Source organism: Pantoea sp. USHLN256 (assembly GCF_037149875.1).
GTDB classification, from domain to species: Bacteria; Pseudomonadota; Gammaproteobacteria; order Enterobacterales; family Enterobacteriaceae; genus Pantoea; species Pantoea nemavictus.
The window spans coordinates 99,595-124,125 of sequence record NZ_JBBCQO010000009.1; the positions used below are offsets into that span (position 1 = coordinate 99,595).

A 24,531-nucleotide genomic window follows, 5' to 3' on the forward strand; every position below is an offset into this window, starting at 1 on the left:
GCGTCCAGACTTTTACCATGATCTCATCAAGCCTGCGGTCGACTCTCACCGCAGCGCGTCGGAGGATTATCATGATGACAACCCGCTGCGCGTCCGCATGTGGCCAGGCCGATTTCGGTTGGTTGCAGGCGCGCTACAGCTTCTCATTTGGCCACTATTTTGATCCAAAATTAATGGGCTACGCGTCTTTGCGCGTGCTTAACCAGGAAATTCTGGCACCGGGCGCCGCGTTTCAACCGCGCAGCTATCCGCAGGTCGATGTGCTGAATCTGGTATTGCAGGGTGAAGCCGAGTATCGCGATAGCGAAGGCAATCATCTCATCGCGCGTGAAGGCGAGGCGATGCTGCTTTCTGCCCGTCAGAACGTGAACTACAGCGAAATCAATATCAGTAAAGATCGCCCGTTAACCCGCATGCAGCTGTGGTTAGCGGCTTGCCCGGAGCGTGAAAATCCGCTGTTGCAAAAACTCGACTTATCGCAGCAAACCAGCGTGCTGATCGCCTCACCCGATGGCGCGCATGGCAGCCTGCAACTGCGACAGCAAGTGTGGGTGCATCAGGTGACGTTAGCGCCTGGCGAGCAGTTCACCGTGAAACTACATGGGCCGCGTGCTTATCTGCAATCGATTCACGGTTCGCTGGACGTACAGGCAAGCAGCGCCAATCAGCAGCCGCTGAGCTGCGGTGACGGGGCGTTTCTCAGTGATGAGCATCAGATCAGTTTGCAGGCCAAAACGCCGCTGCGCGCGCTGGTGATTGATCTTCCGGCATAAAAAAGGGCGACCGAAGTCGCCCTGATGTTCTGCTTTAACGCTTACTTGAGAATAGTGAATGCGGTGGTGACATGCTTCACGCCGCTCACTCGGCTGGCGACATCCGCCGCTGCCTGCGCTTCCTGTGCTGTTACCAGACCCAGCAGGAACACTTCACCGTTTTCGGTGGTCACTTTCACGTTGGATGATTTCACCTGATCGCTACCCAGCAGCTGTGAGCGGATTTTGGTGGTGATCCAGGTATCTGACGACGAAGTGCCGAAGCTGACTTTCTGGCCGCTACGGATTTCGTTGTACACCTCGGTGGCGCCATCTACGCCCATGGCGATCTGCTTAGCGCGGCTCGCCAGGTCTGGGGTCGGTGATTGACCGGTCAGCAGCACTTTGCCCTGATAGGCCGTCACCACCACGCGTGCCTGATTTTTGATTTGTTCATCTTTTGCCAGCGCGTTGGTGACGCGTAGCTCCAGCGTACCGTCATCCACCTGCGTGCCCACGGTGCGCGGGTCGGTGGCGGTTTTCGTGGCCACGGCAGCACTGCCTGCGACCACGGCGACACAGCCTTGCAGCAGCAGGGCGGTTAAGAGAATGGCGACAGCGTTCAATGCTTTCATTTGAGCTCCTTCAGTCATTCCTGGTGTGGGAATAAAGTGTTATCAATCAAATCGCACAGGCAGTTCAGCGTCAGCATATGCATCTCCTGAATGCGGGCACTGCGATGTGATGGAATGCGAATTTCCACATCATGCGGACCGAGCAGGCCCGCCAGCTCACCGCCGTCATGGCCGGTTAACGCAACGATGGTCATATCGCGGGTAACCGCAGCTTCAACCGCTTTAACGATATCGCGGGTGTTGCCACGGGTAGAAATGGCCAGCAGTACATCACCAGCCTGACCAAGCGCTCGAACCTGCTTGGCGTAAATTTCATCGTGCAGACGATCGTTACCAATCGCCGTCAGCATCACATTATCAGCGCTCAGCGCCAGCGCAGGCAGGCTGGGACGTTCCGTCTCAAAACGGTTGATCATGCTGGCCGCAAAATGCTGGGCGTTGGCCGACGACGCACCGTTACCGCAGCTAAGGATTTTGTTACCGTTCAGCAGCGACTGCACCAGCGTCATCGCGGCGCGGGAAATCGCATCGGGCAGCGCTTCGGCTGCGGCGATTTGGGTCTGAATACTCTCGGTAAAACACGCTTTAATTCTGTCCTGCACAAGACCACCTGGTTCTATCCATCGGCATTAAAGGCATCGGGCAGCCACTCCAGCTCACGCCCGGTAATGGCAATGATGTCAAAACGGCAATTCACCGTATCAAAACTACCGCCGCGCGCCAGCAACCAGAGCGCGGCGGCACGCAGCAGCTTTTGTTGTTTCTGACGCGTGACGCTAGCGGCGGCACCACCGTAGCGGGCATCGCGCCGATAGCGCACTTCAACAAAAACCCAACAATCGGCGTCGCGCATAATCAGGTCAATTTCCCCGCTGCGACAGTGCACATTGCTGGCGAACCACTGCAGCCCGGCGCGCTCCAGATAGCGGCGCGCCAGTTGTTCCTGCTCAGCGCCAATACGCTGGCGGTTTACTGCACCGGAACGATCTGTCCCTGACGATATTGGTTCCATGCCAACTTCCTGTTGATCACGCAATCCGTGTCGGCGTTCAGCTTGCCGGTGTTGCCATCAATGGCAAAGCCTGGAACCTGACGCATCTGGTTAAAGTGATTCGCCAGCGTCCAGGCATCAATGCCCATCGCGTAGAGACGAACCAGCGAATAATCGTTGTTAAACGACTTCGCCGCCTGCTGCATCAGACCCGGATTACTGCCGGACAGCAGCGGAATATCGCTGAATTGCAAACCATCCATCTCCAGACGGAAATCGGGTCCAGCGCCGGCCTGCGCGCTGCGTGAACTGGCGTACAGCGCGGTATTGTTACGGCTGCTGGTGCGCATCGCAATCATCGGCTTGATCAGCTGCAGTTCATCCTGGCTGGCAACAATGTACACCGCATCTACGCTACCGCCGCTGGTATCGGCGGTGGGCGCCGGTGCGCTAGCTTGTGGGGCCGGAATCGTCAGGCCGGCAATCGCTACACCCTGTGATTGCTCTGGCTCAACGGTCAACGGCGTACCGCTTAGCGCGATACCTGCACCGCTATTGATACCTTGTTTCAGTTCTGCCACGCCACCAAAACGCTGCTGCAGCACGGTTGAACCACCCAGCTTTTGCCACTCCTGCGCAAACGCTTTGCTGATGCGGTCGCCATAACTGCTACGTGGAACCAGCAGCAGCGGCTGACGTTTGCCCTGATCGTAGATATGGTGCGCGGCATCGCGCGCTTCGTCTTCAGGAGAAAGCGCAAAATAACAAATATTCGGATGGTTCTGGATCTGTTCTGGCTCATTCAACGCCAATACGTTCAGCGCCGTTTGGCTATTAACCACCTGTTCCACGTCGTTTTTCAACAGCGGGCCAACCACCAGTGTGGCGCCATCCTGCTGGGCCTGCTGCATGACCTGGGCTATCGGCTGGCTACTGGTGTCATACACTTTCACCTGCGCATTGCTGTCGGCCTGGGCTGCTGCGGGCTGAGCGGCAGGCTGCGGCTGTTCAGTTTGCTGCGGTGTGTTACCCGCCATGGCTGGGCTCACCACGCTGTTCGCCTCGGTATTACTGTCAGCGGAAGGTTGAGCATTGGCATCGGCTGCGGCAGGTGCTGGGGCCGCTTGTGGCGCAGGCGCATTGAGCACGCCATTACGGGCATCGGTGAAGCCTTTCTGGATCGCGTTAGCAAACACTTGCGCCTGGCCGTTGAGTGGCAGCAGCAGGGCAATGGTGTTGGTGGAGGCTTTAGTGAAATTCTGTACCTGGCTAAGCTGGGTTGGCAGGGTTTTCGCACCCGGATTCTGCGGATAACGCGTTTGCCAGTCCTGTATCGCCGCTTTCAACATCTGTGGATCCTGGCTGTTTGCGCGCCAGGTGTTCAGCAGATCCAGCCAGCCTTGCAGCGTGTTTTCATCCGCATTGATGACCAGACTGTTGATTTGATCCTGAGTCATCTGCGTCAGCGCTTGCCAGGTCGCATCAATATTGCTGAGGTGATCGGCCCCTTTCAGCAGCGGTTCCTGAGCAATATAGGCGCGCAGCAGCGCGAGCGACGCACGATTTTGTGCGGCTGCGATTTGCAGCGCGTAGTAGCGCACCTGCTGATCTGACGATAAGTCGCCGCTTTTCACCTGGCCAAGCAGCTGCTGCGCACCGCTGTAATCCTGCTGGCCAATCTGCATCTGTGCGCGCAGCAGTAGCAGTTCTTGCTGTTGCACATCACTCAGTTGCTGCGGCAGTTGATTGAGCTGATTCGCCGCCTGCGGATACTTTCCTTCCTTCAACAGGGCACGGATGGCAAGTAATTGCCAGTCGGTCTTGCTATCATCGCTGCTTTGCTGCACCTGCTGCAGATAATAGTCAGATCGGCCTGTCGCAGGACCCTGAATATTGACGTTAGAGGTTTGTTGCGGTCCCTGACCACTACATGCGGCTAAAATCAGCCCAGCGAGAAGAACAGGTACTAAGCGTCCTGCTTTATGACGTACGACTTTTGAAGGAAGCATACTGTATCCAGTGATGTTTTTTTCAAGATGCTCAATATTAAATCGGCAATTCGGATGAAACAATGAAACAACTCGATCGGGCAGAGATTTCTGCCAGCACGCTCTATATCGTTCCTACCCCGATCGGTAACCTGGGTGATATCACTCAACGAGCGTTGACGGTGCTCTCAAGCGTCGATCTAGTCGCAGCGGAAGATACACGTCATACCGGGCTGTTGCTACAACATTTCGCCATCAATGCGCGACTCTTCGCACTTCACGACCACAACGAACAGCAGAAAGCCGAGGTGCTTTTAGCCAGGCTGCAAGAGGGCCAAAGCATCGCGCTGGTCTCCGATGCGGGCACGCCGTTAATCAACGATCCTGGCTATCATTTGGTGCGTCGCTGCCGTGAAGCGGGCGTGCGCGTGGTGCCGTTACCTGGCGCCTGCGCCGCGATCACAGCATTAAGCGCGGCGGGGTTACCGTCCGATCGTTTCTGTTACGAAGGATTTCTGCCGGCCAAAAGTAAAGGGCGCTGTGATGTGCTGCGTGCGCTGGGTGAAGAGCCACGAACGCTGATTTTCTACGAATCAACACATCGGCTTATCGATAGCCTGCAGGATATGGTCAGCGTTTGGGGCGGCGAGCGCTATGTGGTGCTGGCGCGTGAGTTGACCAAAACCTGGGAGTCGCTGCATGGGGCGCCGGTGGGCGAGTTGCTGGCGTGGGTGCTGGAAGATGAGAACCGCCGTAAAGGCGAGATGGTGCTGATTGTCGAAGGCCATAAAGCCGATGAAGAGGCGCTGCCCGCCGAAGCGCTGCGTACCCTGGCGCTGTTGCAAAAAGAACTGCCATTAAAGAAAGCGGCCGCGCTGACGGCGGAAATTCATGGCGTTAAGAAGAACGCACTCTATAAGTACGCGCTGGAGCAGCAAGAGGCGTGACAAACGGCGGCGGATCGCCTATTATCCCGCGCCGAAGCTGACTAGACAGTCGCCGCTTTGTCGTCGTCCTCTTTCGGGGGGAGACGGGCAAAGGGGAGGAAAGTCCGGGCTCCATAGGGCAGGGTGCCAGGTAACGCCTGGGGGGCGCAAGCCTACGACCAGTGCAACAGAGAGCAAACCGCCGATGGCCCAGTAATGGGATCAGGTAAGGGTGAAAGGGTGCGGTAAGAGCGCACCGCGCGGCTGGCAACAGTTCGTGGCACGGTAAACTCCACCCGGAGCAAGGCCAAATAGGGGTTCACAAGGTACGGCCCGTACTGAACCCGGGTAGGCTGCTTGAGCCAGTGAGCGATTGCTGGCCTAGATGAATGACTGTCCACGACAGAACCCGGCTTATCGGTCAGTTTCGACTTTTTTAAACACAAAACCCGCTTCGGCGGGTTTTGTGTTTTATGCGGGTTGGGTGCGTGCTGTCCCTCATCCTAACCTTCTCCCGCAACCGGGAGAAGGGACCGATCGCGCGAGCTGTCAGACTGCAACCATCGGTTTCCTCTCCCGTGCGTGAGGGCACAAACTCGCATAGGATTAATTAAGTCCTCTCACGTAAAGAAATGAAAATCCCGGAAAATATACTTGAGGCTATGCCAGAATAGGCGCGTGTATCACTACTGAGGACAAATTTAATCCACACTGACGAGAAGCAACAACGTGGATAAGTTGTAATTTTATGGACAAAATGTTTTCGCCAAATAAAGCCTGTATCTCTTCTTCTCTCTTTGACTCCAATTGCCCAATCTGCGATCAGCACTGGCGCTTCGCGCTTTAGAGCTACTCTCTCCTTTTCTACATTTTTTCTACATTTTTAATTTAACATTGCTAACACGCATATTTTCGCGTGGATGGCGTTTATTTCTCGTTCAGGAGAGAAATCATGCTGTATTGGATTTTATTAGCACTAGCGATCGCGGCGGAAATTATTGGCACGGTTTCCATGAAATGGGCCAGTGTTAACGGTGGCAACGCCGGTTATATTTTTATGCTGGTGATGATTGCACTATCTTATATTTGTTTATCTTTTGCGATTAAGCGTATTGCGCTTGGCGTGGCTTATGCCATGTGGGAAGGCGTTGGCATTCTGTTTATTACGCTGTTTAGCGTGTTGCTATTCGATGAGGTTTTATCTGCTGTTAAAGTCGCCGGTCTGATGACATTAATTGCTGGCATCGTGCTGATCAAAACGGGCACGCTGAGCCGAAAGGAGCTGCGTCATGGCAACGTTTAACTGGATACATATTGCGTGGCTGGTGCTGGCCATTGGCCTGGAGATCGTCGCCAATATATTTCTGAAATACTCGAATGGTTTCCGTCGTCCGCTATTTGGCGTGTTATCGCTGGTTGCGGTGTTGGCAGCATTCAGCGCGTTGGCTCAGGCAGTGAAAGGCATCGATTTGACGGTCGCCTACGCGTTATGGGGCGGGTTGGGTTTAGTGGCCACGGTAGCCGCGGGCTGGATACTGTTTGGGCAAAGGTTATCTCGCATTGGTTGGTTAGGTGTCGGGCTACTGTTAGTGGGGATGATCCTAATAAAATTTGCCTGAGATCTTTGAAACCAAGTGATAATCCCACTTTCAAGACCGCTCTTGAAGTCATGACCAGAGAAGTTTGGTTGCATTAAGCCCCCATTTTGGCTTAAGGCTCAGCAAACATCATGAAGATCATCACCAGCGGAGAAGGATATCCGGAGAAACGGAATATCCTGGTGAACGCGGATTATCACTATATTAATGGTAAAAAAAGAAACCTCTATTTTTACCTCAACGCGATCAGACAAAGATTATTAAAGAAAAACAAAATATTCCGTTTCCAGGGCATACCGGGTTTTATGCCAGCCGACGTTGAGGTAATCCATCTTTTTAATGAAGTGGCAATTAGCCCAATTAAATGGGTCGCCACCTTTGAAACGGAGATTCCACGCGTACTGCCGGTTGCTGGCATAAGCAAAGTCGATAATCCTGAACTGCATGCCCAAATGAAATGGGTGGCCGCACCAGCATGCATTGGCCTCATTGCTATTTCAGAGGCGACACGCAATATTCAGCTTAAGTTGCTGAGCAGTTTTCCTGCTTATCAGGACACCATCGCCAGTAAAATTCGCGTGTTGCACCCGCCGCAGCCTTTATTAGCATCACAGCCTCGCGCGGTCTCAGCAGATAAACTGCAGTTCACCTTTGTAGGTAAAGAGTTTTACCGCAAAGGAGGGGCCGAAGTGGTGCTGGCATTTACGGAATTATTCGAGGCGGGAGCGATCGATCAAGATAGCGTGCAGGTTACGCTGATCGGTGATGTATCTCGTCGACACAATATTGCGCATCGTCAGTTTCAGGATTCAGCCATCTTCTGCAGCCAAATTGAAACATCACTGCAGAAGCTGCCCATTTTCCAGCACAAAACCTGTCTGACACCTGATGAAGTGATAGCGCAGTTGCAGCAGACCGATGTGGGGCTGCTGCCCACCTGGCAAGATACCTACGGGTTCTCTGTTCTGGAAATGCAGGCGTGCGGTTGCCCGGTGATCAGTACCAATATTCGCGCGCTACCTGAGATCAATCCCGCCACTGCGGGTTGGTTAATCGAGTGTCCGACTAACGAGATGTATGAATATTCGGTTGATTCACTGCAGGCGAAGGACGCGATCAGGAAGGCACTGGTGGAACAGCTAAAAGTGCACATTATGGATGCAGTCGAGAATCGACAAGCGATCAGTCTGCGCTCGGCACAGGCGATGGAGCGCATTCGCATTCAGCACGATCCGCTTATTTTCCAGCAGCGCCTGAATGAGATTTATGCGTCTGTGCCACTCGAAACCAGCCATCTTATTCCGATGGCTGGCTAAGTACATCAGCCCCGGCCGTGTGGCTCATCCCAGTCAAAGGCTGGGCCGAGTGAAATAACGCCGCTTGGGTTGATGGTTTTGTGGCTGCAATAGTAGTGATGGCGGATATGCGGCAGGTTAACCGTATCGGCGATACCGGGCATTTGGTAGATGTCGCGCAGGAAGCCGCTGAGATTGCGGTAATCGCTGATACGGTGACGGTCGCACTTAAAGTGGGTGACGTAGACCGGATCAAAGCGCACCAGAGTCGTCCAAAGTCGCAGATCGGCCTCAGTAAGCTTATCGCCAGTGAGATAGCGATGCTGACCCAGTATCTGTTCCAGACGCGCCAGTGAATGGAACAACGCCGTCACCGATTCATCGTAAGCCGCCTGCGAAGTGGCAAAACCGCTCTTATAGACGCCGTTGTTCACCGTGTCGTAAATCCAGCCATTCACGTCGTCAATCTTGTCGCGCAGTTCAGCTGGATAATAGTCGCCCGCGCGAGCGCCCTGCGCATCAAACGCGCTGTTCAGCATGCGCATGATATCGGCCGATTCATTGCTAACGATGGTTTGCTGGGTTTTATCCCACAGCACCGGGACGGTAACGCGCCCGCTATAGTGCGCATCGGCATGCAGATAGATCTGATAGAGAAACTCTTTTTGATACAGTGCGTCGCCGGTGGCATCGGGGAAGTTGTCGTCGAAGGTCCAGCCGTTCTCCAGCATCAGCGGATGTACCACCGAAACCGAAATCATCTCTTCTAATCCTTTGAGTTGGCGCATCAACAGCGTGCGATGTGCCCACGGACAGGCGAGAGAGACATACAGATGATAACGGCCCCGTTCGGCGGCGAAGCCCGCGTTGCCGGTGGGTCCTGCGCTGCCATCAGCGGTAATCCAGTTGCGCCAGACGGCTTCTGTGCGTTTGAAGCGGCCACCGGTTGACTTCGTATCGTACCAGGTGTCGTGCCAGACACCGTCAATCAGCTGTCCCATAAGCCCTCCATAATAAAAAGGGGCGAGGAAAATCCCCGCCCCTGTGATTCAGTATATGTGTTCTCTAACGCTTGTGCTGCTTAGCGTGCTGTCGCTGGCTGAGCGCGCTGACGAATCAGGCGGTCAATGCTGTAAGCACCTGGACCAACCAAGCCCAGCACCAGGAAACCACCGGCGATGGAGAGGTTTTTCATGAACATCAGCTGGTTAACGCCTTCAGCGAAGTTGCTGTGGAACAGGAACGCCGTCAGCAGGGTGAAGCCAGCGGTGAACAGTGCAGTAAAGCGCGTCAGGAAACCGAACAGAATCGCCAGACCGCCGCCGAACTCCAGCAGAATAACCAGCGGCAGCAGGAAGCCAGGGACGCCCATCGCCTGCATATATTGTGCGGTACCAGCATAACCGGTGATTTTGCCCCAGCCTGCAGTAATAAACAGAATGGTCATTAATACGCGTGCTACCAGCAGGCCTGAGTCTTCGAATTTTTTCATCATCTACTCCAACAAGGTTTTTGTGGCAGGTTGTTGGCCTGCGGGTTTTTAATCCCCTTGAACCGGTTGTTTCAGTTCACTGGGCTGATGGAGGGAGATAATAATCGCAGGATGAAAGAGTTGTAAGCGAGATAAACTGTCAATGTTGTTCAGTAAATTTGAGGGGAACAAAACCGGACCATTACGATCCGGTTTTAAGTAGAGGAATTAGCGCTTTTCTAGCGTCGATTTGATCATGCGCCAGGTGCTCCAGGCGCCGAAACCGCGCTTAGCCCAGCGCAGCAGACGATTGGGGCTGCGAATCGACCAGATGGCCAGTGCGCTGCTACCAATCGCCAGATAACGACGCATACCGATAATGGTTAACCAACCACGATCGTATTGCGCGGTGCCAGCCAGCCAGTCACGACCATCGGCGCTCAGATCGAGCCGCTGCTGCTGCACCTGATTCAGCAGTTCGTGAATGCGGGCTTCACGTTCGCGGCGGCTCATGAGCGATGCTCCTCCAACAGCGTGCGGTCGGTATCCAGCTCTTTACGCGTATGACGCAGCAGCGTTGACTGGCGCGATTTGTAAAGAGTCCATAAACCGAAGATCAACGCCAGCGCAAACAGCACGCCAGTGGTGATCGCGATGGCCATCAGACGATATTGTGCATCGACCGCCCAGATGATAAGCACCATCAGGCTCATTAGACCGAAAGCGGTGAACAGCATGGTCAGGCCAACCATCATCAGCATCTGAATCAGGTTTGCCTTCTCCTCTTCCAGTTCCACGATCGCTAGTCGGACACGCGTCTCGACCATGCTAACCAAAGTGGTAACTATCCGCTGACCGATGTTAAAGACCCCTTTGCCGGGGCCGTGGCTTTGCTGACTATCACTCATCATTAACGCCGTGAGATTAAAATGCCGATTAGAATACCTACCGCTGCCCCGATGCCTACGCCGTGCCATGGATTGTCGCGCACGTATTCATCTGCCTTTTCCGCCGCTTCACGCGTGGTTTGTGCGATACGTTCGCCAGAATCACCCAGGCGTTCACGGGAGCTTTCAATAGCACCACGCGCTTTATGACGCAGTTTATCCAGCTCGCCTTTGGATTTATCTGCTGAGCTACTCAGCACTTCTTCCAGGGTATCAGCCAGATTTTTCAATTCAGCGCGCAGATGTTCAGATGTTGTTTCTTTAGCCATGGAAATCTCCTTTTACAGCATGTAGTTAAGTCCGATTAATAAGGTTCAGCTTCAAGCTTTTTCAGTTCGTGCTGTGCCTCTTCTAGCTTACGTTCGCGCTTCTCAATTTTGTCTTTATCGCCGTCCTGACGCTCTTCCTTCAGCTCACGCTCGCGCTCGGCGATTTTATGCTTCTGCTCTGCGATGCGTTCGCTGTGTGCCGATTTCAGTTTCTCATCGGTGCAGCCTGCGCGGACTTCGGTCAACGCACGCTCCAGCCCGGTTACGCGGCGCTGGTTGTCATGCTGCTTCGCCATATCGATCTCGCGCTGAATATCTTGCTCTTTTTGTTGGCAGAGCGATTCAGCCGCCAGCAGCGAACCCGAGAGTGAGAAAAGAATAGCACCTAGCAGTAATTGATGTTTCATCAGGTAGTGACCTTCCATTGTTGATGACCTGCCATAGACCGGACAGGAGAGGCATCCCAGCATGTCTTAGGCTTACGCTACCTCTAAGGATAGACAGCAGACGAAAAAATTCAAAGAAGACGCGGGGATAGCGAGGATTAGCTTACCGCCCGACTTAGCGTCAGGCGGTAACATTTAACTGTACGTTGGGCGAGTGGCGTCAGGATATTGCTGCGAAGCCTGTGGGCCGGCAGCCACAACGAAGCCTTGTGGTAACAGGCGTTTCAGAACTTTCTGTGCCGCCAGACTCTGTTCTTCATTCTCAAAATGAATCACCAGCGCGTCGCCAGAGGGCGTAATACTTTTGATACGCACGCCCTGCGCGGAAAGTTGCTGATACAGGTAAAAACCATCGGGCAGATTGGTGCCGCTATTCGCCACGCGGATTTGCACCACGGTTTCATGCTGCATCAAGTTCGGAATGAAACAGACGGCCAGCAACGCGAAGGCGCCACCCAGCGCCCAAGGCAGTAAACGCCTTGGGAATCCACGGAGTTTGATCATGGCTGTGAATTCCCGTTGCGAGTTGACTGACGCTTACGCCAAAGCACGACTAAAGAACCGACCAGGCCGATCACCAGCAGCACTAGCGGCAGCAGCATCAGACACAACATCAACTCATCTTCGTAACGACGGAAAATCGGCGTTTTGCCCAGCGCGAAGCCTAGCACGGTGAGAATCAGTACCCACAGGAAGCCACTTACCCAGTTAAAGAACTGGAAGCGCGCGTTACTCAGGCCAGAAAGACCCGCGATGGTAGGCAGCAAAGTACGCACAAAGGCAATAAAGCGACCAATCAGCAGGGCAGATAAGCCGTGGCGATGGAACAGGGCGTGCGCGCGCTGGTGATATTGCGCGGGCAAATGCGAAAGCCAGTTTTGCACGGTGGGCGTGTTACCCAGCCATCGCCCCTGGATGTAACTCACCCAGCAGCCCAGACTGGCGCCGGTGGTCAAAATCAGCAGAGTAAGTGGGAAACCCATGGTGCCTTTAGCAATCAGAACGCCGACCAGAATCAGTAAACTGTCGCCAGGCAGAAAAGCGGCGGGGAGCAGTCCATTTTCTAAAAACAGAATCATGAACAACACACCATAAATGGCCCAAACCAGCGTGGGGTCGGAGAGCATTTCGTAATCCTGCTGCCATAAGGCATGCAGCAATGCTTGCAAAATATCCATCAATCATTCCTGAACATCATTGTTAAACGTGCCCGTGAGGGGCTTAGGCGCAGACTGGCATTGGTTATACATTTTAGATAAGCAGCCTGAGCAGGAGTTTCCGGATCCTTCCAGAATTGATTGTTAAATCAGCGACTTTTAAAAGCCCTGTCGCAAAGGGTAATAAAAGGGCGATAACTGTAACAAAAATAACGTTATCCAGACAGGGGAAAGTGCCTGTCGCACAGGAGTTTTACCTTTAGACGCAGGTGGTCAAAAGGAGCTTTACATGAGCTGACACTATTGCAGACTAACTGACTTTTTCGGCAACAAAATGCCTGAAAAATAAGCAGGATCAGCGTGGGTTTTCGCTAGCTTCCGGCAGGATGACCGGATTTTCCGCAAACATGTAACGATCAACGTTAAATTCGAAATCGTCAGTCGTCGCGTTAAACAGCATCTGTTTAGTATTTTCCAGATGTTGCCACATTGCCAGCTTACTGGCGGCGGGATCTTTGCGTATGAGTGCTTTGAGGATCTGGTCGTGATCGTCACACCAGCTGGTAATATTTTTGGCATCAATATGCTCATGCAATTTAAGCCAGTAGGGATTGTGCAGACGATGCAGCCACATTTTTTCGACAATCGCCGCTAAGGCGCTGTTTTGCGTGGATTGCGCGATGCGTACGTGAAACTCCATATCCCAGGCGGAGTCGCGCGAGTGATCTTCCTGACGTGCTTTTTCCTGAATCGCCATCAGTGCCACAATGTCCTGCCGCGTCACCTGCGTGGCGGCAAATTCGGCAACGTTACTCTCAATCAACTGACGTGCCTGTAACAGCTCGAAGGGTCCGAAATTAGCGAACTCCAGCTGGCTGGATGTCACCACGCGATTCTGCTGCTGATTACTCATCACGTGGATGCCGGAGCCTTTACGCACCTCCACGTAACCTTCCACTTCCAGCATGATAATCGCTTCGCGCACCACGGTGCGGCTCACCTGCATCTCTTCCGCGATCAGACGTTCGGCGGGCAGTTTGTCGCCGATGCTGTAATCGCCTGCTTCAATACGGCGTTTAAGTTCGCTGGCGAGCTGTTGATACAAGCGTCGTGATTCGGTCAGGTCCATTGCGCGGTCCGCTGTGGAATAAAGTTGAGTTGTTATACCACTTCAGCCGCATAGAGGAAATGGGCTGGCCAGCGCCAGCCCGAAGAGGATTAATAACTTTCGTAACGAATTACCTTACGGCTTAAACGTTGCATTCGAAAGCGGCTGGTTTTCTCACTCATGACGTTCCTGGCCTCTGCCATAAATGCGTAGCAATTGAGTCAAGTGCCAACTTGTTATACATCTTTGAAGTTTGAATGCTATCGCGTAACTTCTTCCCTCAAATTTTATTATCTTTAAATTAATTAAAAACAAACACTTATTTGTTGTTATCTGCGGGCTCATCTCTATACCCACAGTGAAACTGTCATTATTGTGAGTCGGATCGCAAACAATTATCCCGATCGCCTAAATTGGTATGATAACTTTGAGTCAAAGCCACTTGGCCACAAAGAGGAAGCAGGTATGTCGCGTTTTATGAGTGAGGATTTTCTACTCGACACCGAGTTCGCCCGTCGTCTGTACCATGACTACGCTAAAGATCAGCCGATTTTCGACTATCACTGTCACTTGCCGCCGCAGCAGATTGCCGACAACTACCGCTTCACCAACCTCTATGACATCTGGCTGAAAGGCGATCACTACAAATGGCGAGCAATGCGCGCCAACGGCGTGCCGGAAGCGTTGTGCACCGGTGATGCCAGCGATCGTGAGAAATTCAATGCCTGGGCGCGCACCGTGCCGCATACCATCGGCAATCCGCTTTATCACTGGACGCACCTTGAACTACGTCGACCTTTCGGTATCACTGACGTGCTGCTGAATGAACAGAGCGCCGATGTCATTTGGCAGCAGTGTAACGAACTGCTGGCGCAGGATGCATTTAGCGCACGCGGCATCATGCAGCAGATGAATGTGAAGATGGTCGGCACCACCGACGATCCGCTCGATGACCTGCAGCACCACCGCAAGCTGGCGCAGGACAGCAGTTTTGGCGTCAAAGTGCTGCCGAGCTGGCGTCCGGACAAAGCCTTTAATATTGAGCTGGAGAGTTTCCTGCCGTGGATTCAGCGCCTGGAGCAGGTGGCGGATGTCAGCGTGCAGCGCTTTGACGATCTGCGCCGTGCTTTGAGCCAGCGACTCGATCACTTCGCCGCGCACGGCTGCAAAATCTCCGATCACGCGCTGGATGTGGTGGTGTTTGCGGAAGCTGATGAAGCCACGTTGGATGCCATTTTGGCGCGTCGTCTGCAAGGCGCGGCACCTTCCACAGAAGAGACGGCACAATTTAAAAGCGCGGTGCTAGTGTGGCTGGGTAGCGAATATGCGCGCCGCGGCTGGGCGCAGCAGTATCACATTGGCGCGCTGCGTAACGCCAATCGCCGCCAGCTCGACATCCTCGGCCCGGATGTGGGCTTCGATTCGATCAACGATGCGCCGCTGGCGATTCCGCTGGCGCGCTTGCTGGATGCGCAGAACCGCAATAATGCGCTGCCAAAAACCATCCTCTACTGCGTCAACCCGCGCGATAACGAAGTGCTGGCCACCATGGCGGGCAATTTCCAGGGTGAAGGCGAACCGGGCAAGATGCAGTTTGGTTCGGCGTGGTGGTTCAACGATCAGCTCGACGGCATGCAGCGCCAAATGACCCAGCTGGCGCAAATCGGCCTGCTGAGCCGCTTTGTCGGCATGCTCACCGATAGCCGCAGTTTCCTCTCCTACACGCGCCACGAATATTTCCGTCGCCTGCTATGCCAGATGATCGGCAACTGGGTAGAACGTGGCGAAGCGCCGGCCGATGAGGCGTTGTTAGGGCAGATGGTGCAGAACATCAGTTTTAACAATGCGCGCGATTACTTCGGCATTGAGCTGGGAGCCTGATAATGCAGCGACTCAACCGCCAGAATTTCCCCGGAGCGCACTATAGCGAGCGCGTCATCCAGTTCGGTGAAGGCAACTTCCTGCGTGCCTTTATCGATTGGCAACTCGACTGGCTTAATCAGCATCAACACACCGACGCGGGCGTAGTCGTGGTGCGGCCGCGCAACCGCGTGGTGGAAGAGACGCTAAATCAGCAAGAGGGTCTATACACCACGCTGATTCGCGGACTAAACGCCGCGGGTGAGCAGGTGAGTGAAACCCGGCTGATTCGTAGCGTGAATCGTGAAATTCAGCCGTATCAACAATTTGAAGATTTTCTTGCGTTGGCGCGTGCGCCGCAGATGCGCTTTGTATTCTCCAATACCACCGAAGCCGGCATTGTTTTTGTCGCAGAGGATCGGCTGGACGATGCGCCAGCGTCCTCGTTTCCCGGCAAGCTGACGCAGTTGCTGTGGGCGCGCTTTAACCACTTTGCTGCGGCCAGCGATAAAGGTTGGCTCATCGTACCTTGCGAACTGATCGATTATAACGGCGACACGCTGCGCGAGTTGGTAATGCGCTACATCAAGCATTGGCAGCTGCCGCCGGAGTTTGCGCGCTGGCTGCAGGATCACTGTGCTTTCTACAACACGCTGGTGGATCGCATTGTCACCGGCTATCCGGCCGACAGCGCGGCAATTGAGGCGCAGTTGGGCTATCAGGATCGCTATCTGGTGGCGGGCGAAGTCTATTACCAGTTTGTGATTCAGGGGCCGGATGCATTGGCTCAGGAGCTGAAGCTCGACACGCTGGCGCCGGAAGTGAAGCTGGTGGATGACATCACGCCGTACAAAGCGCAGAAAGTGGCGATTCTTAACGGTGCACACACCGCGCTGGTGCCGGTGGCGTTTCAGGCGGGTGTGGAGAGCGTCGGAGAAGCGATGGACGACGCGCAACTTGCCGGCTTTGTTGATGCCCTGCTGCGCGAAGAGGTGATCCCGACGCTGGATCTGCCGCGCGATGAGCTGCACGCCTTCGCCGACGCGGTGCAGCGCCGTTTCCGCAATCCCTTTATTCGCCATGCGCTGCTTTCGATTGCCCTAAACGGCATGACCAAATTCCGTACCCGTTTGCTGCCACAGCTACTGCTGGCGCAGCAGCAAAACGGGCAATGGCCTGCACGTCTGACCTTCGCCTTTGCCGCGCTGCTGGCGTTTTATCGCGGTGAAGAGGGTGATCGTCGCTGGCCGCTGCAGGACGACGAACACTGGTTGCAGCGTTTTGCTGAGCTATGGCCAGCGGTACATAACGATAAACAGACCCCGGAACAGTTGGTGCGCGCGGTACTCAGCGATGCCAACCACTGGGGCGAAGATCTCACTCAGCGGCCAGGATTAGTGGCTGCGGTAAGCCAACACCTGCAAAACATCATCGTCCACGGGATGCGGACGGCGCTGACCCAACTGAGATAACGCTATGCAAGATGCCATTAGAATTCATTCACGCGATAACGTTGCTGTAGCGTTGCGCGATTTGCCCGCCAATACCCAGGTCGAGATTAATCAACAAGCGATTACCTTGCAGCAGGAGGTCGGACGCGGTCACAAGTTTGCCCTGCAGCCTTTAGCCGCCGGTGAACTGGTGATCAAGTACGGCTTGCCGATCGCCCATGCTACTCAGCCGATCGCTGCGGGTGAAATCATTCACTCCAGCAATGCACGCACCAATCTGAGCGACGTGGACGAGTATGACTATCAGCCCGATTTTCTCGCGCTGCCGCCACAGGCCGGTGACCGCGACGTGCAGATCTATCGTCGTGCCAGCGGTGAGGTGGGCATCCGCAATGAGCTGTGGATTCTGCCCACCGTGGGATGCGTAAACGGTATTGCACGGCAGATCCTGACACGCTTTATGAAAGAGACCCATGACGCTGAAGGTATTGATGGCGTGCACCTGTTTAGTCATCCGTTTGGCTGCTCGCAGCTCGGACAGGATCACGAGAACACCCGGACCATGCTGCAAAATATGGTGCGCCACCCCAATGCTGGCGCTGTACTGGTGATTGGCCTGGGCTGCGAGAACAATCAGGTCGATGTGTTCCGCGAAACGCTCGGTGGCTTTGATAGCGATCGCGTGCAGTTTATGGAGTGCCAGAAGCAGGATGATGAAGTGGAAGCGGGGCTGGAACGCCTGCATGCGCTTTATCAGGCGATGCGTGCAGACAAGCGTCAGCCGGGCAAACTTAGCGAGCTGAAGTTTGGTCTGGAATGCGGCGGCTCAGACGGCTTTTCCGGTATCACCGCCAACCCGATGCTGGGCTGTTTCTCCGATCAGATGATTGCCAACGGCGGCACCACGGTGCTGACGGAGGTGCCGGAGATGTTTGGCGCGGAGCGTATTCTGATGAGTCGTTGTCGCGATGAAGCCACTTTCAGCAAAACCGTGGCGATGATTAACGACTTCAAACGCTACTTTATCGATCATCAGCAGCCCATCTACGAGAACCCATCGCCGGGCAACAAAGCAGGCGGCATCACCACGCTGGAAGAGAAGTCGCTTGGCTGTACGCAAAAGGCCGGACAAAGCCAGGTGGTGGATGTGCTGAAGTACGGTGAGCGCTTACACACGCCGGGACTCAATCTGTTGAGCGCGCCGGGTAATGATGCGGTAGCCACCAGCGCGCTGGCAGGCGCGGGCTGTCATATGGTGCTGTTTACTACCGGACGCGGCACGCCGTACGGCGGTTTTGTACCAACGGTGAAGATCGCCACCAATACGCAGTTGGCCGAGAAAAAACCGCACTGGATCGATTTTAATGCCGGGCGTTTGATTGAAGGCATGAGTATGGAGGCGATGCTGGAGGATTTCGTCGATATGATTGTAGCGATTGCCAATGGCCAACCGGCGCGCAATGAAACCAACGATTTCCGCGAGTTAGCCATCTTCAAAAGCGGTGTGACTTTGTAAGGTCGCCATTGATGGCGACCCATCACACACTATTCCGATTCTGAAACCGTACGACGCGGCGCGCGCTCGGCTTCGGCCTGGCAAACCGCCGCGGTAAACAGAATATCCGTCGAGGAGTTGAGTGCGGTCTCGGCGGAATCCTGCAGCACGCCAATAATGAAGCCCACTGCCACCACCTGCATCGCCAAATCGTTCGGAATGCCAAACATATTGCAGGCCACCGGAATCAGCAGCAGTGAGCCGCCGGCCACACCGGATGCGCCACAGGCACACAGCGACGCCACCAGACTCAACAGAATCGCGGTTGGTACATCCACCGAGATGCCCAGCGTGTGTACCGCGGCCAGCGTCAACACAGTTATGGTGATCGATGCGCCCGCCATGCTGATGGTGGCACCGAGCGGAATCGACACGGAATAGGTGTCTTCATCCAGATTAAGACGCTTAGCCAGCGCCATATTCACCGGAATATTGGCCGCCGAGCTGCGAGTGAAGAAGGCGGTCACGCCGCTTTCACGCAGGCAGGTAAACACCAGCGGATAGGGATTACGACGAATCTTCTGGAACACCAGCATCGGGTTGATCACCAGCGCCATAATCAGCATGCAGCCGAGCAGCAGCGCCAGCAGATTGGCGTATTCCCAGATGGCGTCAAAACCGGTCGAGGCGAGTATGGAGGCTACCAGGCCAAAAATCCCCAGCGGCGCACAGCGAATCACACAGCGCACCACCCAGGTGGCGGCATTGGACGCATCGTTGAGGAACGCTTTGCTGCTTGGGCTGGCATGACGAAACGCCAGACCTAAGCCCAGCGCCCAGACCAGAATGCCGATGTAGTTGGCGTTCATCAGTGCGTCAATCGGATTGGAAACCATGCTGATCAGCAGGCCGTGCAGCACTTCGCTAATGCCCGACGGTGGGGTGATTTGCGTGGCACCGACGTTCATCGACAGCGTCTGCGGGAACAGATGACTGAAGATCACCGCCACCACGGCAGCAAAGAAGGTGCTGAGCAGATACAGCATGATAATCGGGCGGATATTGGTATTCTGTCCCTGCTGATGGTTGGCGATAGAAGAGATCACCAGCACCAGTACCAGTAGCGGCGCGACGGCTTTCAGCGCGCGCACGAACAGCTCACCCAGCAAGCCAACGGCTAATGCGGTGTCGCGCGAGAACCACGCCAGCGCCACGCCAGCCACCAGGCCGATCATGATTTGTTTTACCAGGCTTCCTGCGAACAGCGCGCCCAGACGTCCAATAAAGTTGTTTTGCATATCACAGTCTTTTTATTCGCGGTCATGAGTGTTGTGCGCGGTTCTCCCGCGCGCAACGGTTTGCCCGGCGGAGTATAAGGAAAAGAGTTAGCGAGGAAAGAGATAATTCTGTGCATGCGCAGCAGATCGGTTTTTTGATCTGCTGATGATGGGAAGTGTGACAGATATATAAAAGGCGAAGGTTGCTACTGGCGAAACAAAGCAGGGGCGATTAGCGCCCCTGCAGAAGATTATGGTGAGATCTTCTTATGGTCGTTTCTGTGGTTCACCCAGGCGTTGATCAGCAGCGTACCGCCGAGAATCACGCCCACCACCGTCAGCGAGATGCCGACTGGAATGTGGTAGAACTCGACGATCAGCATCTTGATTCCGATAAACACCAACACAATCGCCAAACCGTATTTCAGCATGGAGAAACGTTCCGCCACGTTAGCCAGTAAGAAATACATGGCACGTAGACCGAGAATCGCGAACAGGTTTGAGGTCAGCACAATGAATGGATCGGTGGTCACCGCGAAGATAGCGGGGATACTGTCCACGGCGAAAATCACATCGCTCAGTTCGACCATGATCAGCACCAACAGCAGCGGCGTCGCGAACAGCACGCCGTTTTTGCGGGTGAAGAACTTCTCACCATCCAGGCTATCGGTCATACGCAGATGCTTACGCAGCCAGCGCACCACCGGCTTGTCGCCGACCGCGTTGTCATCTTCCTCTTTCGCCAGCGCCATTTTGAGGCCGGTGAACAACAGGAAGGCGCCGAATACGTAAAGAATCCAGCTGAACTGGGTAACCAAATAGCTACCGGCGAAGATCATGATGGTACGCAGTACAATCGCGCCTAATACGCCATAAATCAGTACACGACGTTGCAGATTGGCTGGCACAGCGAAGTAGCTAAACAGCATTAGCCAGACAAAGACGTTATCGACCGCCAGCGCTTTTTCTAACACGTAGCCGGTGAGGAAAGCGAGAGTTTGCGCGGTAGCGACTTCGCGTCCGGCGGTGCCGTCGAGATACCACCAGAACGCAGCGCTAAACAGCAGCGAAACGGAGACCCAAACCAGTGACCATATCGCTGCTTGTTTAAATGACATAGTTTGTGCGCCGCGTCGGCCCTGTAACAGCAGGTCGATCGCTAGCATGATGAGCACTACAACAGCAAAGCTGCCCCAAAGTAACGGTGTGCCTACAGAGTGCATAGTCATATCCTTTTCTGAACATAAAAAAAGCGGCTGAAGTCAGAAGACGTCAGCCGCTTTGATGGTGCTGCAAGCAAACCTCGCCTTCCGGCAAGGTCTCACTTACAACTCAGAATAGATTCCGGGTTGCCTGACGACCGGATGCGTGTTGCGCATCGTAATGACGATCAATCAGCGTTGAAGTTACTCCCCTTTGCAGCGCTCAACATACGGAGTTCAATAATCGCTTTCAAGAGGGCGCCAGAAATGTTTTGCAATATTTACACTTCAGCCCGATCGGCCGGGAAAACCACGCCCGTCTGGCGGCGAATTTCCGTGAGCAGTTGCGCCGTAATGCGCGAGGTTTCTAACGCGGCATGCTCAACTTCACCGGCTTCAACCAGTTTGGCAAAGGTTTCTGCTTCATACAGCATGGTATTAATGTGCTGCGGCTGCGTCAGGTTTTGGCTCTCGCCGCCGCGCGGGATAAAGCGCAGCTGCTGGCATTCGGAGATCTTTTCGATCACCAGCGATCCCGCTTCCCCTTGAATCTCACTGGGGATCAGTGAATCGCTAACTTTGGAGTGCAGCAAGGTGACATCAAAATCGCCGTAGCCCAGTACCACAACGCCATGCGCATCCACGCCGCTTTCCAGCAAAGAGGCTTGCGCTTTGACCTGCTGCGGCGCGCCCCACAGCGTGACGGCGGCGGCGAGGCAGTAGAAGCCAATATCCATTATGGAACCGTTCGACCAGCGTGGATTAAAGGTATTCGGGTTTTCACCATCCAGATAGCGCTGATAGCGCGACGAATACTGGCAATAGTTAATCAAGGCTTTGCGCAGTTTGCCCAGCTGCGGCAAGGTTTTTTGTAGCTGCAGGAACGTCGGCAGGCTGGCGGTTTTGAAGGCTTCGAACAACACCACCTGATGCTCACGGGCACAGGCAATCATCGCCTCCGCTTCGCGCAGGTTAGAGGCCATTGGCTTCTCGCAAATCACATGCTTACCGTGTGACATAAACAGCATCGCTTGCTCGCTGTGCAATGCATTTGGGCTGGCGATATACACCGCATCGATTTCGCTGCTGGTGGCGAGTTCATCCAGCGAGGTGAACGTCAACTTGCAGGGATAATCCACCACAAAAGCGTCGGCTTGCTGCTGATGACGAGAATAAACGCCGCTCAGCTTCATCTTGCCGGTTTCATGTGCGGCGTCGATAAACTGGCGGGTGATCCAGTTGGTTCCCACGATGGCGAAACGAATCACGTGCTGCTCTCCTGCTAAAGTAAAACGGCAGAGTAGCATGTTGATTGCAGCGGAAGTCAGGTGAAATTTGATCCTGGGATCCGCATTCCAATATGATGATGCCGCACAACTTTTTGACCGACTAAGCGGGGACGCGCGGGTGAGTGGAAGTAAACATGCTCTGAACTGGACCACATTACTGATCGCTATTCCCGTAGGATTGGTGGCCTCGCTGGTCACGCTGGCGTTTCGCGGTGTCATTGAGTTGATCAACCACCTGCTGTTCAACAGTGATAATGAAATTACCGTGGCGATGCATGTCTGGCCGTGGATCTTCTGGCCGCTGCTGGTGGGTGCCGGTGGCGTAGTGGCTGGCTGGTTCCTGCGTTACGCGGTGGCAATTGAAAAACAGGAAACGGTGCAAACCGATTATCTGGAAGTGATCAACGCGCGGCTCGATGCGGTGCCAACCAAAACCTCCTTGTTCCGCGCGCTGTCATCGATTGCCAGTATCGGCAGCGGTGCGTCGATTGGTAAAGAGGGGCCGATGGTGCAACTTTCGGCGCTGAGCGGCAGTTTGATCGGGCGCTGGTTGCCTGCGTCGTTGAATCTGCGTAACAGCGATATCGTGGCGATGGCTGCCGCAGCGGGGCTCTCTTCGGTGTATCACGCCCCGCTGGCGTCAGCGATTTTTGTCGCGGAAATCGCTTTTGGCATTTCAGCGCTGCAACGGCTGATCCCGCTGATCGTTGCGTCGGCGGTGGCGGTGATGACCATGTGGTCGCTGGGCTTTCGCAGCGCGCTTTATCCGCTATCTGAAGCACTGTTCCAGATGGATATCAGCAGTTTAGTGATGACGCTGTTGATTGGTTTTGTCGCCGGTATTACCGGCTGGTTGCTGATCAAACTGATTGCGCGCAGTAAGGCGATGTTCGGTCGCGTGCGTTCGCTGCCGCTGCGCCTGGGCGCCGGTGGTTTAATGGTCGGCTTTTTGGCGCTGATCTCCACCGATATTCTGGGGAACGGTTATGAAGTGATCGTCAAAATCATTGATGGCCAGTATGTCTTGCTGGGGCTGCTGGGATTACTGGTTTTGAAGACGCTAGCCACCACGTTGTCGGTGGGCTCCAATGCAGTCGGCGGGCTGTTTACCCCTTCATTACTCATCGGCGCGCTGCTGGGCGTGGCGCTGGCTCAAATCGGCGTGATGCTGCATCTACCGGTGGGCGATACCTTACTGTATGCGGCCATCGGCATGGCGGCGGTGCTGGCGGCGGTTAGCCAGGCGCCGTTAATGGCGATGCTGATGGTGCTAGAGATGACGCTAAACAGTAGCCTGCTGTTCCCGATCATGATCGCGTCAGTGCTGGCATCAATGGTGGTATATCGCCTGCAGTCCTCCAGCACTTATCCGGTGGTGAGCGCGCATTTCAGCCGCTCAGAAGCTAAGTATGATTTCGATAATATGCGCGTCGACCAGCTGATCATTCCTGGCGCGGCGCTGCAGCCGGGAGAGTCGGTTGGACAGGCGCTGGCGGTCAGTTCACTCAAGCGCGAACGTTATGTTTATGTGATTAACAGCGAAGGGCAGTTTCTCGGCGTGGTGTCGATTCACGATATTTCACGCAAGGTGCTGTCGCAGGAGATCACCCTGCATTCGCCAGTGAGTAACGTGATGGACAATAACTTCCCCTGCATTTATCAGAATCAAAGCATGCGTGAAGGTTGGGAAGCCTTTGCGCGCGTAACGCTGGAGCGTTTACCGGTGCTAAATAATCCGCAAGAACGCCGCTTTATGGGCGCATTGACGAAAACCAGTCTGATTCAAAAAGCGCAGGAGTTTCTCTAAGCCGCGTTGCCGCGCATCGCCTGGTCGGTCATCCATAAGCGGGCGTCGAATTCGAGCTGGTGATAGTCCGGTTCCATGTGGCAGCAGAGTTGATAGAAGGCTTTGTCGTGCTCTTTTTCTTTAAGATGTGCCAGCTCGTGCACCACGATCATGCGTAAAAAAGCTTCCGGTGCCAGGCGGAAGAAAGTGGAAATGCGGATCTCCGCTTTGGCTTTCAAATTGCCGCCCTGTACGCGCGAAATGGCGGTATGTAGCCCCAGCGCGTGCTTCATCACCTTGATCTTATTGTCCCAAATCACCTTGCTCACCGGCGGCGCGCTGCGCATATAGCGGTTTTTCAGCGCCTGCGTGTAATCATAAAGCGCCCGGTCGCTGACGATATTATGCGTATCGGGATAGCGTTGCTGGAGAAAGGAGCCTAAACGTTCATGTTCAATGAGCGTCTGCACCTGTTCAAGGATGTTTTCAGGGTAACCCTGCAGATAGATTAATGACATTGGGATTCCCGACGAAAGACAGTATACTGCGCCCCCTTTTTAGGGCGAAAATCGCGCAAAGTGTACCACG

26 protein-coding genes and 1 other RNA gene are annotated in these 24,531 nt (G+C 54.5%); 10 read left to right on the plus strand and 17 right to left on the minus strand.

Features of this window, described 5'->3' with window-relative positions:
- Positions 1–71: 71 nt before the first annotated feature.
- Positions 72–773: a pirin family protein gene (locus WFL93_RS19285; RefSeq protein ID WP_049850543.1), complete on the plus strand. Its 702-nt coding sequence runs from the start codon at positions 72–74 to the stop codon at positions 771–773.
- A gap of 41 nt (positions 774–814) precedes the next feature.
- On the opposite strand, the gene dolP is transcribed toward WFL93_RS19285, so the two are convergent.
- The 4 genes from dolP to WFL93_RS19305 are packed head-to-tail and all read right to left on the minus strand — an operon-like array spanning position 815 to position 4,387.
- Complete coding sequence (gene dolP / locus WFL93_RS19290) at positions 815–1,387, minus strand: division/outer membrane stress-associated lipid-binding lipoprotein (protein WP_007890351.1); 573 nt, start codon at positions 1,385–1,387, stop codon at positions 815–817.
- Positions 1,388–1,401: 14 nt separating this feature from the next.
- The gene (gene diaA / locus WFL93_RS19295; RefSeq protein ID WP_007890352.1) at positions 1,402–1,989 is read right to left on the minus strand and encodes a DnaA initiator-associating protein DiaA; all 588 of its coding nucleotides are present in this window, start codon (positions 1,987–1,989) and stop codon (positions 1,402–1,404) included.
- Positions 1,990–2,003: 14 nt separating this feature from the next.
- Positions 2,004–2,399 carry a YraN family protein gene (locus tag WFL93_RS19300; RefSeq protein WP_007890353.1) on the minus strand — a complete coding sequence of 132 codons (396 nt, stop codon included), beginning with the start codon at positions 2,397–2,399 and terminating at the stop codon, positions 2,004–2,006.
- The gene (locus WFL93_RS19305) at positions 2,357–4,387 is read right to left on the minus strand and encodes a penicillin-binding protein activator (protein WP_336778808.1); all 2,031 of its coding nucleotides are present in this window, start codon (positions 4,385–4,387) and stop codon (positions 2,357–2,359) included. The genes WFL93_RS19300 and WFL93_RS19305 overlap by 43 nt, the downstream gene beginning before the upstream one ends.
- Before the next feature lie 62 nt (positions 4,388–4,449).
- Between WFL93_RS19305 and rsmI the strand changes: the two genes are divergently transcribed.
- From rsmI to WFL93_RS19330, 5 genes are all read left to right on the plus strand, one after another.
- On the plus strand, positions 4,450–5,313 hold the full coding sequence (rsmI, locus tag WFL93_RS19310) for a 16S rRNA (cytidine(1402)-2'-O)-methyltransferase (protein WP_007890355.1): 864 nt from the start codon (positions 4,450–4,452) through the stop codon (positions 5,311–5,313).
- A gap of 33 nt (positions 5,314–5,346) precedes the next feature.
- An RNA gene (rnpB, locus tag WFL93_RS19315) (RNase P RNA component class A) lies at positions 5,347–5,725 on the plus strand.
- Between the two features lie 519 nt (positions 5,726–6,244).
- On the plus strand, positions 6,245–6,595 hold the full coding sequence (gene mdtJ / locus WFL93_RS19320) for a multidrug/spermidine efflux SMR transporter subunit MdtJ (RefSeq protein WP_180822557.1): 351 nt from the start codon (positions 6,245–6,247) through the stop codon (positions 6,593–6,595).
- A complete protein-coding gene (mdtI, locus tag WFL93_RS19325; RefSeq protein ID WP_007890357.1) occupies positions 6,582–6,911 on the plus strand; it encodes a multidrug/spermidine efflux SMR transporter subunit MdtI in 330 nt (109 codons plus the stop codon). Before mdtJ ends, mdtI begins: the two co-directional genes overlap by 14 nt.
- Positions 6,912–7,021: 110 nt before the next feature.
- Positions 7,022–8,206: a glycosyltransferase gene (locus WFL93_RS19330; protein ID WP_336778809.1), complete on the plus strand. Its 1,185-nt coding sequence runs from the start codon at positions 7,022–7,024 to the stop codon at positions 8,204–8,206.
- Between the two features lie 5 nt (positions 8,207–8,211).
- Here WFL93_RS19330 and WFL93_RS19335 read toward each other — a convergent pair whose 3' ends face one another.
- The 9 genes from WFL93_RS19335 to exuR form a co-directional block, all read right to left on the minus strand.
- A complete protein-coding gene (locus WFL93_RS19335; RefSeq protein WP_049850547.1) occupies positions 8,212–9,186 on the minus strand; it encodes a glutathione S-transferase family protein in 975 nt (324 codons plus the stop codon).
- An 80-nt stretch (positions 9,187–9,266) separates the two neighbouring features.
- Positions 9,267–9,677, minus strand: coding sequence for a DoxX family protein (locus WFL93_RS19340; protein WP_007890360.1), 411 nt, complete (start codon positions 9,675–9,677; stop codon positions 9,267–9,269).
- A gap of 207 nt (positions 9,678–9,884) precedes the next feature.
- Positions 9,885–10,169 carry a YqjK-like family protein gene (locus tag WFL93_RS19345; protein WP_007890361.1) on the minus strand — a complete coding sequence of 95 codons (285 nt, stop codon included), beginning with the start codon at positions 10,167–10,169 and terminating at the stop codon, positions 9,885–9,887.
- Complete coding sequence (locus WFL93_RS19350; RefSeq protein WP_180822553.1) at positions 10,166–10,564, minus strand: phage holin family protein; 399 nt, start codon at positions 10,562–10,564, stop codon at positions 10,166–10,168. Before WFL93_RS19350 ends, WFL93_RS19345 begins: the two co-directional genes overlap by 4 nt.
- A gap of 2 nt (positions 10,565–10,566) precedes the next feature.
- Entirely contained in the window at positions 10,567–10,872 is a 306-nt protein-coding gene (locus WFL93_RS19355; protein ID WP_007890363.1) for a DUF883 family protein, read from the minus strand.
- 35 nt (positions 10,873–10,907) lie between these two features.
- Entirely contained in the window at positions 10,908–11,279 is a 372-nt protein-coding gene (locus WFL93_RS19360; RefSeq protein WP_152929102.1) for a DUF1090 domain-containing protein, read from the minus strand.
- Between the two features lie 174 nt (positions 11,280–11,453).
- Entirely contained in the window at positions 11,454–11,822 is a 369-nt protein-coding gene (gene mzrA, locus WFL93_RS19365; RefSeq protein ID WP_007890365.1) for an EnvZ/OmpR regulon moderator MzrA, read from the minus strand.
- Positions 11,819–12,496 carry a DedA family protein gene (locus WFL93_RS19370; protein WP_007890366.1) on the minus strand — a complete coding sequence of 226 codons (678 nt, stop codon included), beginning with the start codon at positions 12,494–12,496 and terminating at the stop codon, positions 11,819–11,821. Before WFL93_RS19370 ends, mzrA begins: the two co-directional genes overlap by 4 nt.
- A gap of 334 nt (positions 12,497–12,830) precedes the next feature.
- Positions 12,831–13,604: a transcriptional regulator ExuR gene (gene exuR, locus WFL93_RS19375; protein WP_007890367.1), complete on the minus strand. Its 774-nt coding sequence runs from the start codon at positions 13,602–13,604 to the stop codon at positions 12,831–12,833.
- A gap of 444 nt (positions 13,605–14,048) precedes the next feature.
- Between exuR and uxaC the strand changes: the two genes are divergently transcribed.
- From uxaC to WFL93_RS19390, 3 genes are read left to right on the plus strand one after another with little or no spacing between them, the layout of a single operon-like run.
- Entirely contained in the window at positions 14,049–15,464 is a 1,416-nt protein-coding gene (gene uxaC, locus WFL93_RS19380) for a glucuronate isomerase (protein ID WP_336778810.1), read from the plus strand.
- 2 nt (positions 15,465–15,466) lie between these two features.
- The gene (locus WFL93_RS19385) at positions 15,467–16,915 is read left to right on the plus strand and encodes a tagaturonate reductase (protein WP_336778811.1); all 1,449 of its coding nucleotides are present in this window, start codon (positions 15,467–15,469) and stop codon (positions 16,913–16,915) included.
- Positions 16,916–16,919: 4 nt separating this feature from the next.
- A complete protein-coding gene (locus WFL93_RS19390) occupies positions 16,920–18,410 on the plus strand; it encodes a UxaA family hydrolase (RefSeq protein WP_336778812.1) in 1,491 nt (496 codons plus the stop codon).
- A gap of 29 nt (positions 18,411–18,439) precedes the next feature.
- Here WFL93_RS19390 and sstT read toward each other — a convergent pair whose 3' ends face one another.
- The 3 genes from sstT to WFL93_RS19405 all read right to left on the minus strand — a co-directional run bounded on the left by sstT (position 18,440) and on the right by WFL93_RS19405 (position 22,136).
- Positions 18,440–19,687 carry a serine/threonine transporter SstT gene (sstT, locus tag WFL93_RS19395; protein WP_336778813.1) on the minus strand — a complete coding sequence of 416 codons (1,248 nt, stop codon included), beginning with the start codon at positions 19,685–19,687 and terminating at the stop codon, positions 18,440–18,442.
- 230 nt (positions 19,688–19,917) lie between these two features.
- On the minus strand, positions 19,918–20,889 hold the full coding sequence (locus tag WFL93_RS19400) for a TerC family protein (protein ID WP_336778814.1): 972 nt from the start codon (positions 20,887–20,889) through the stop codon (positions 19,918–19,920).
- A gap of 260 nt (positions 20,890–21,149) precedes the next feature.
- Positions 21,150–22,136 carry a Gfo/Idh/MocA family protein gene (locus tag WFL93_RS19405; RefSeq protein ID WP_336778815.1) on the minus strand — a complete coding sequence of 329 codons (987 nt, stop codon included), beginning with the start codon at positions 22,134–22,136 and terminating at the stop codon, positions 21,150–21,152.
- A gap of 139 nt (positions 22,137–22,275) precedes the next feature.
- Between WFL93_RS19405 and WFL93_RS19410 the strand changes: the two genes are divergently transcribed.
- The gene (locus tag WFL93_RS19410) at positions 22,276–23,964 is read left to right on the plus strand and encodes a chloride channel protein (protein WP_336778816.1); all 1,689 of its coding nucleotides are present in this window, start codon (positions 22,276–22,278) and stop codon (positions 23,962–23,964) included.
- On the opposite strand, the gene WFL93_RS19415 is transcribed toward WFL93_RS19410, so the two are convergent.
- On the minus strand, positions 23,961–24,461 hold the full coding sequence (locus WFL93_RS19415; protein ID WP_008103482.1) for a M48 metallopeptidase family protein: 501 nt from the start codon (positions 24,459–24,461) through the stop codon (positions 23,961–23,963). The genes WFL93_RS19410 and WFL93_RS19415 overlap by 4 nt on opposite strands.
- Between the last annotated feature and the right edge of the window lie 70 nt (positions 24,462–24,531).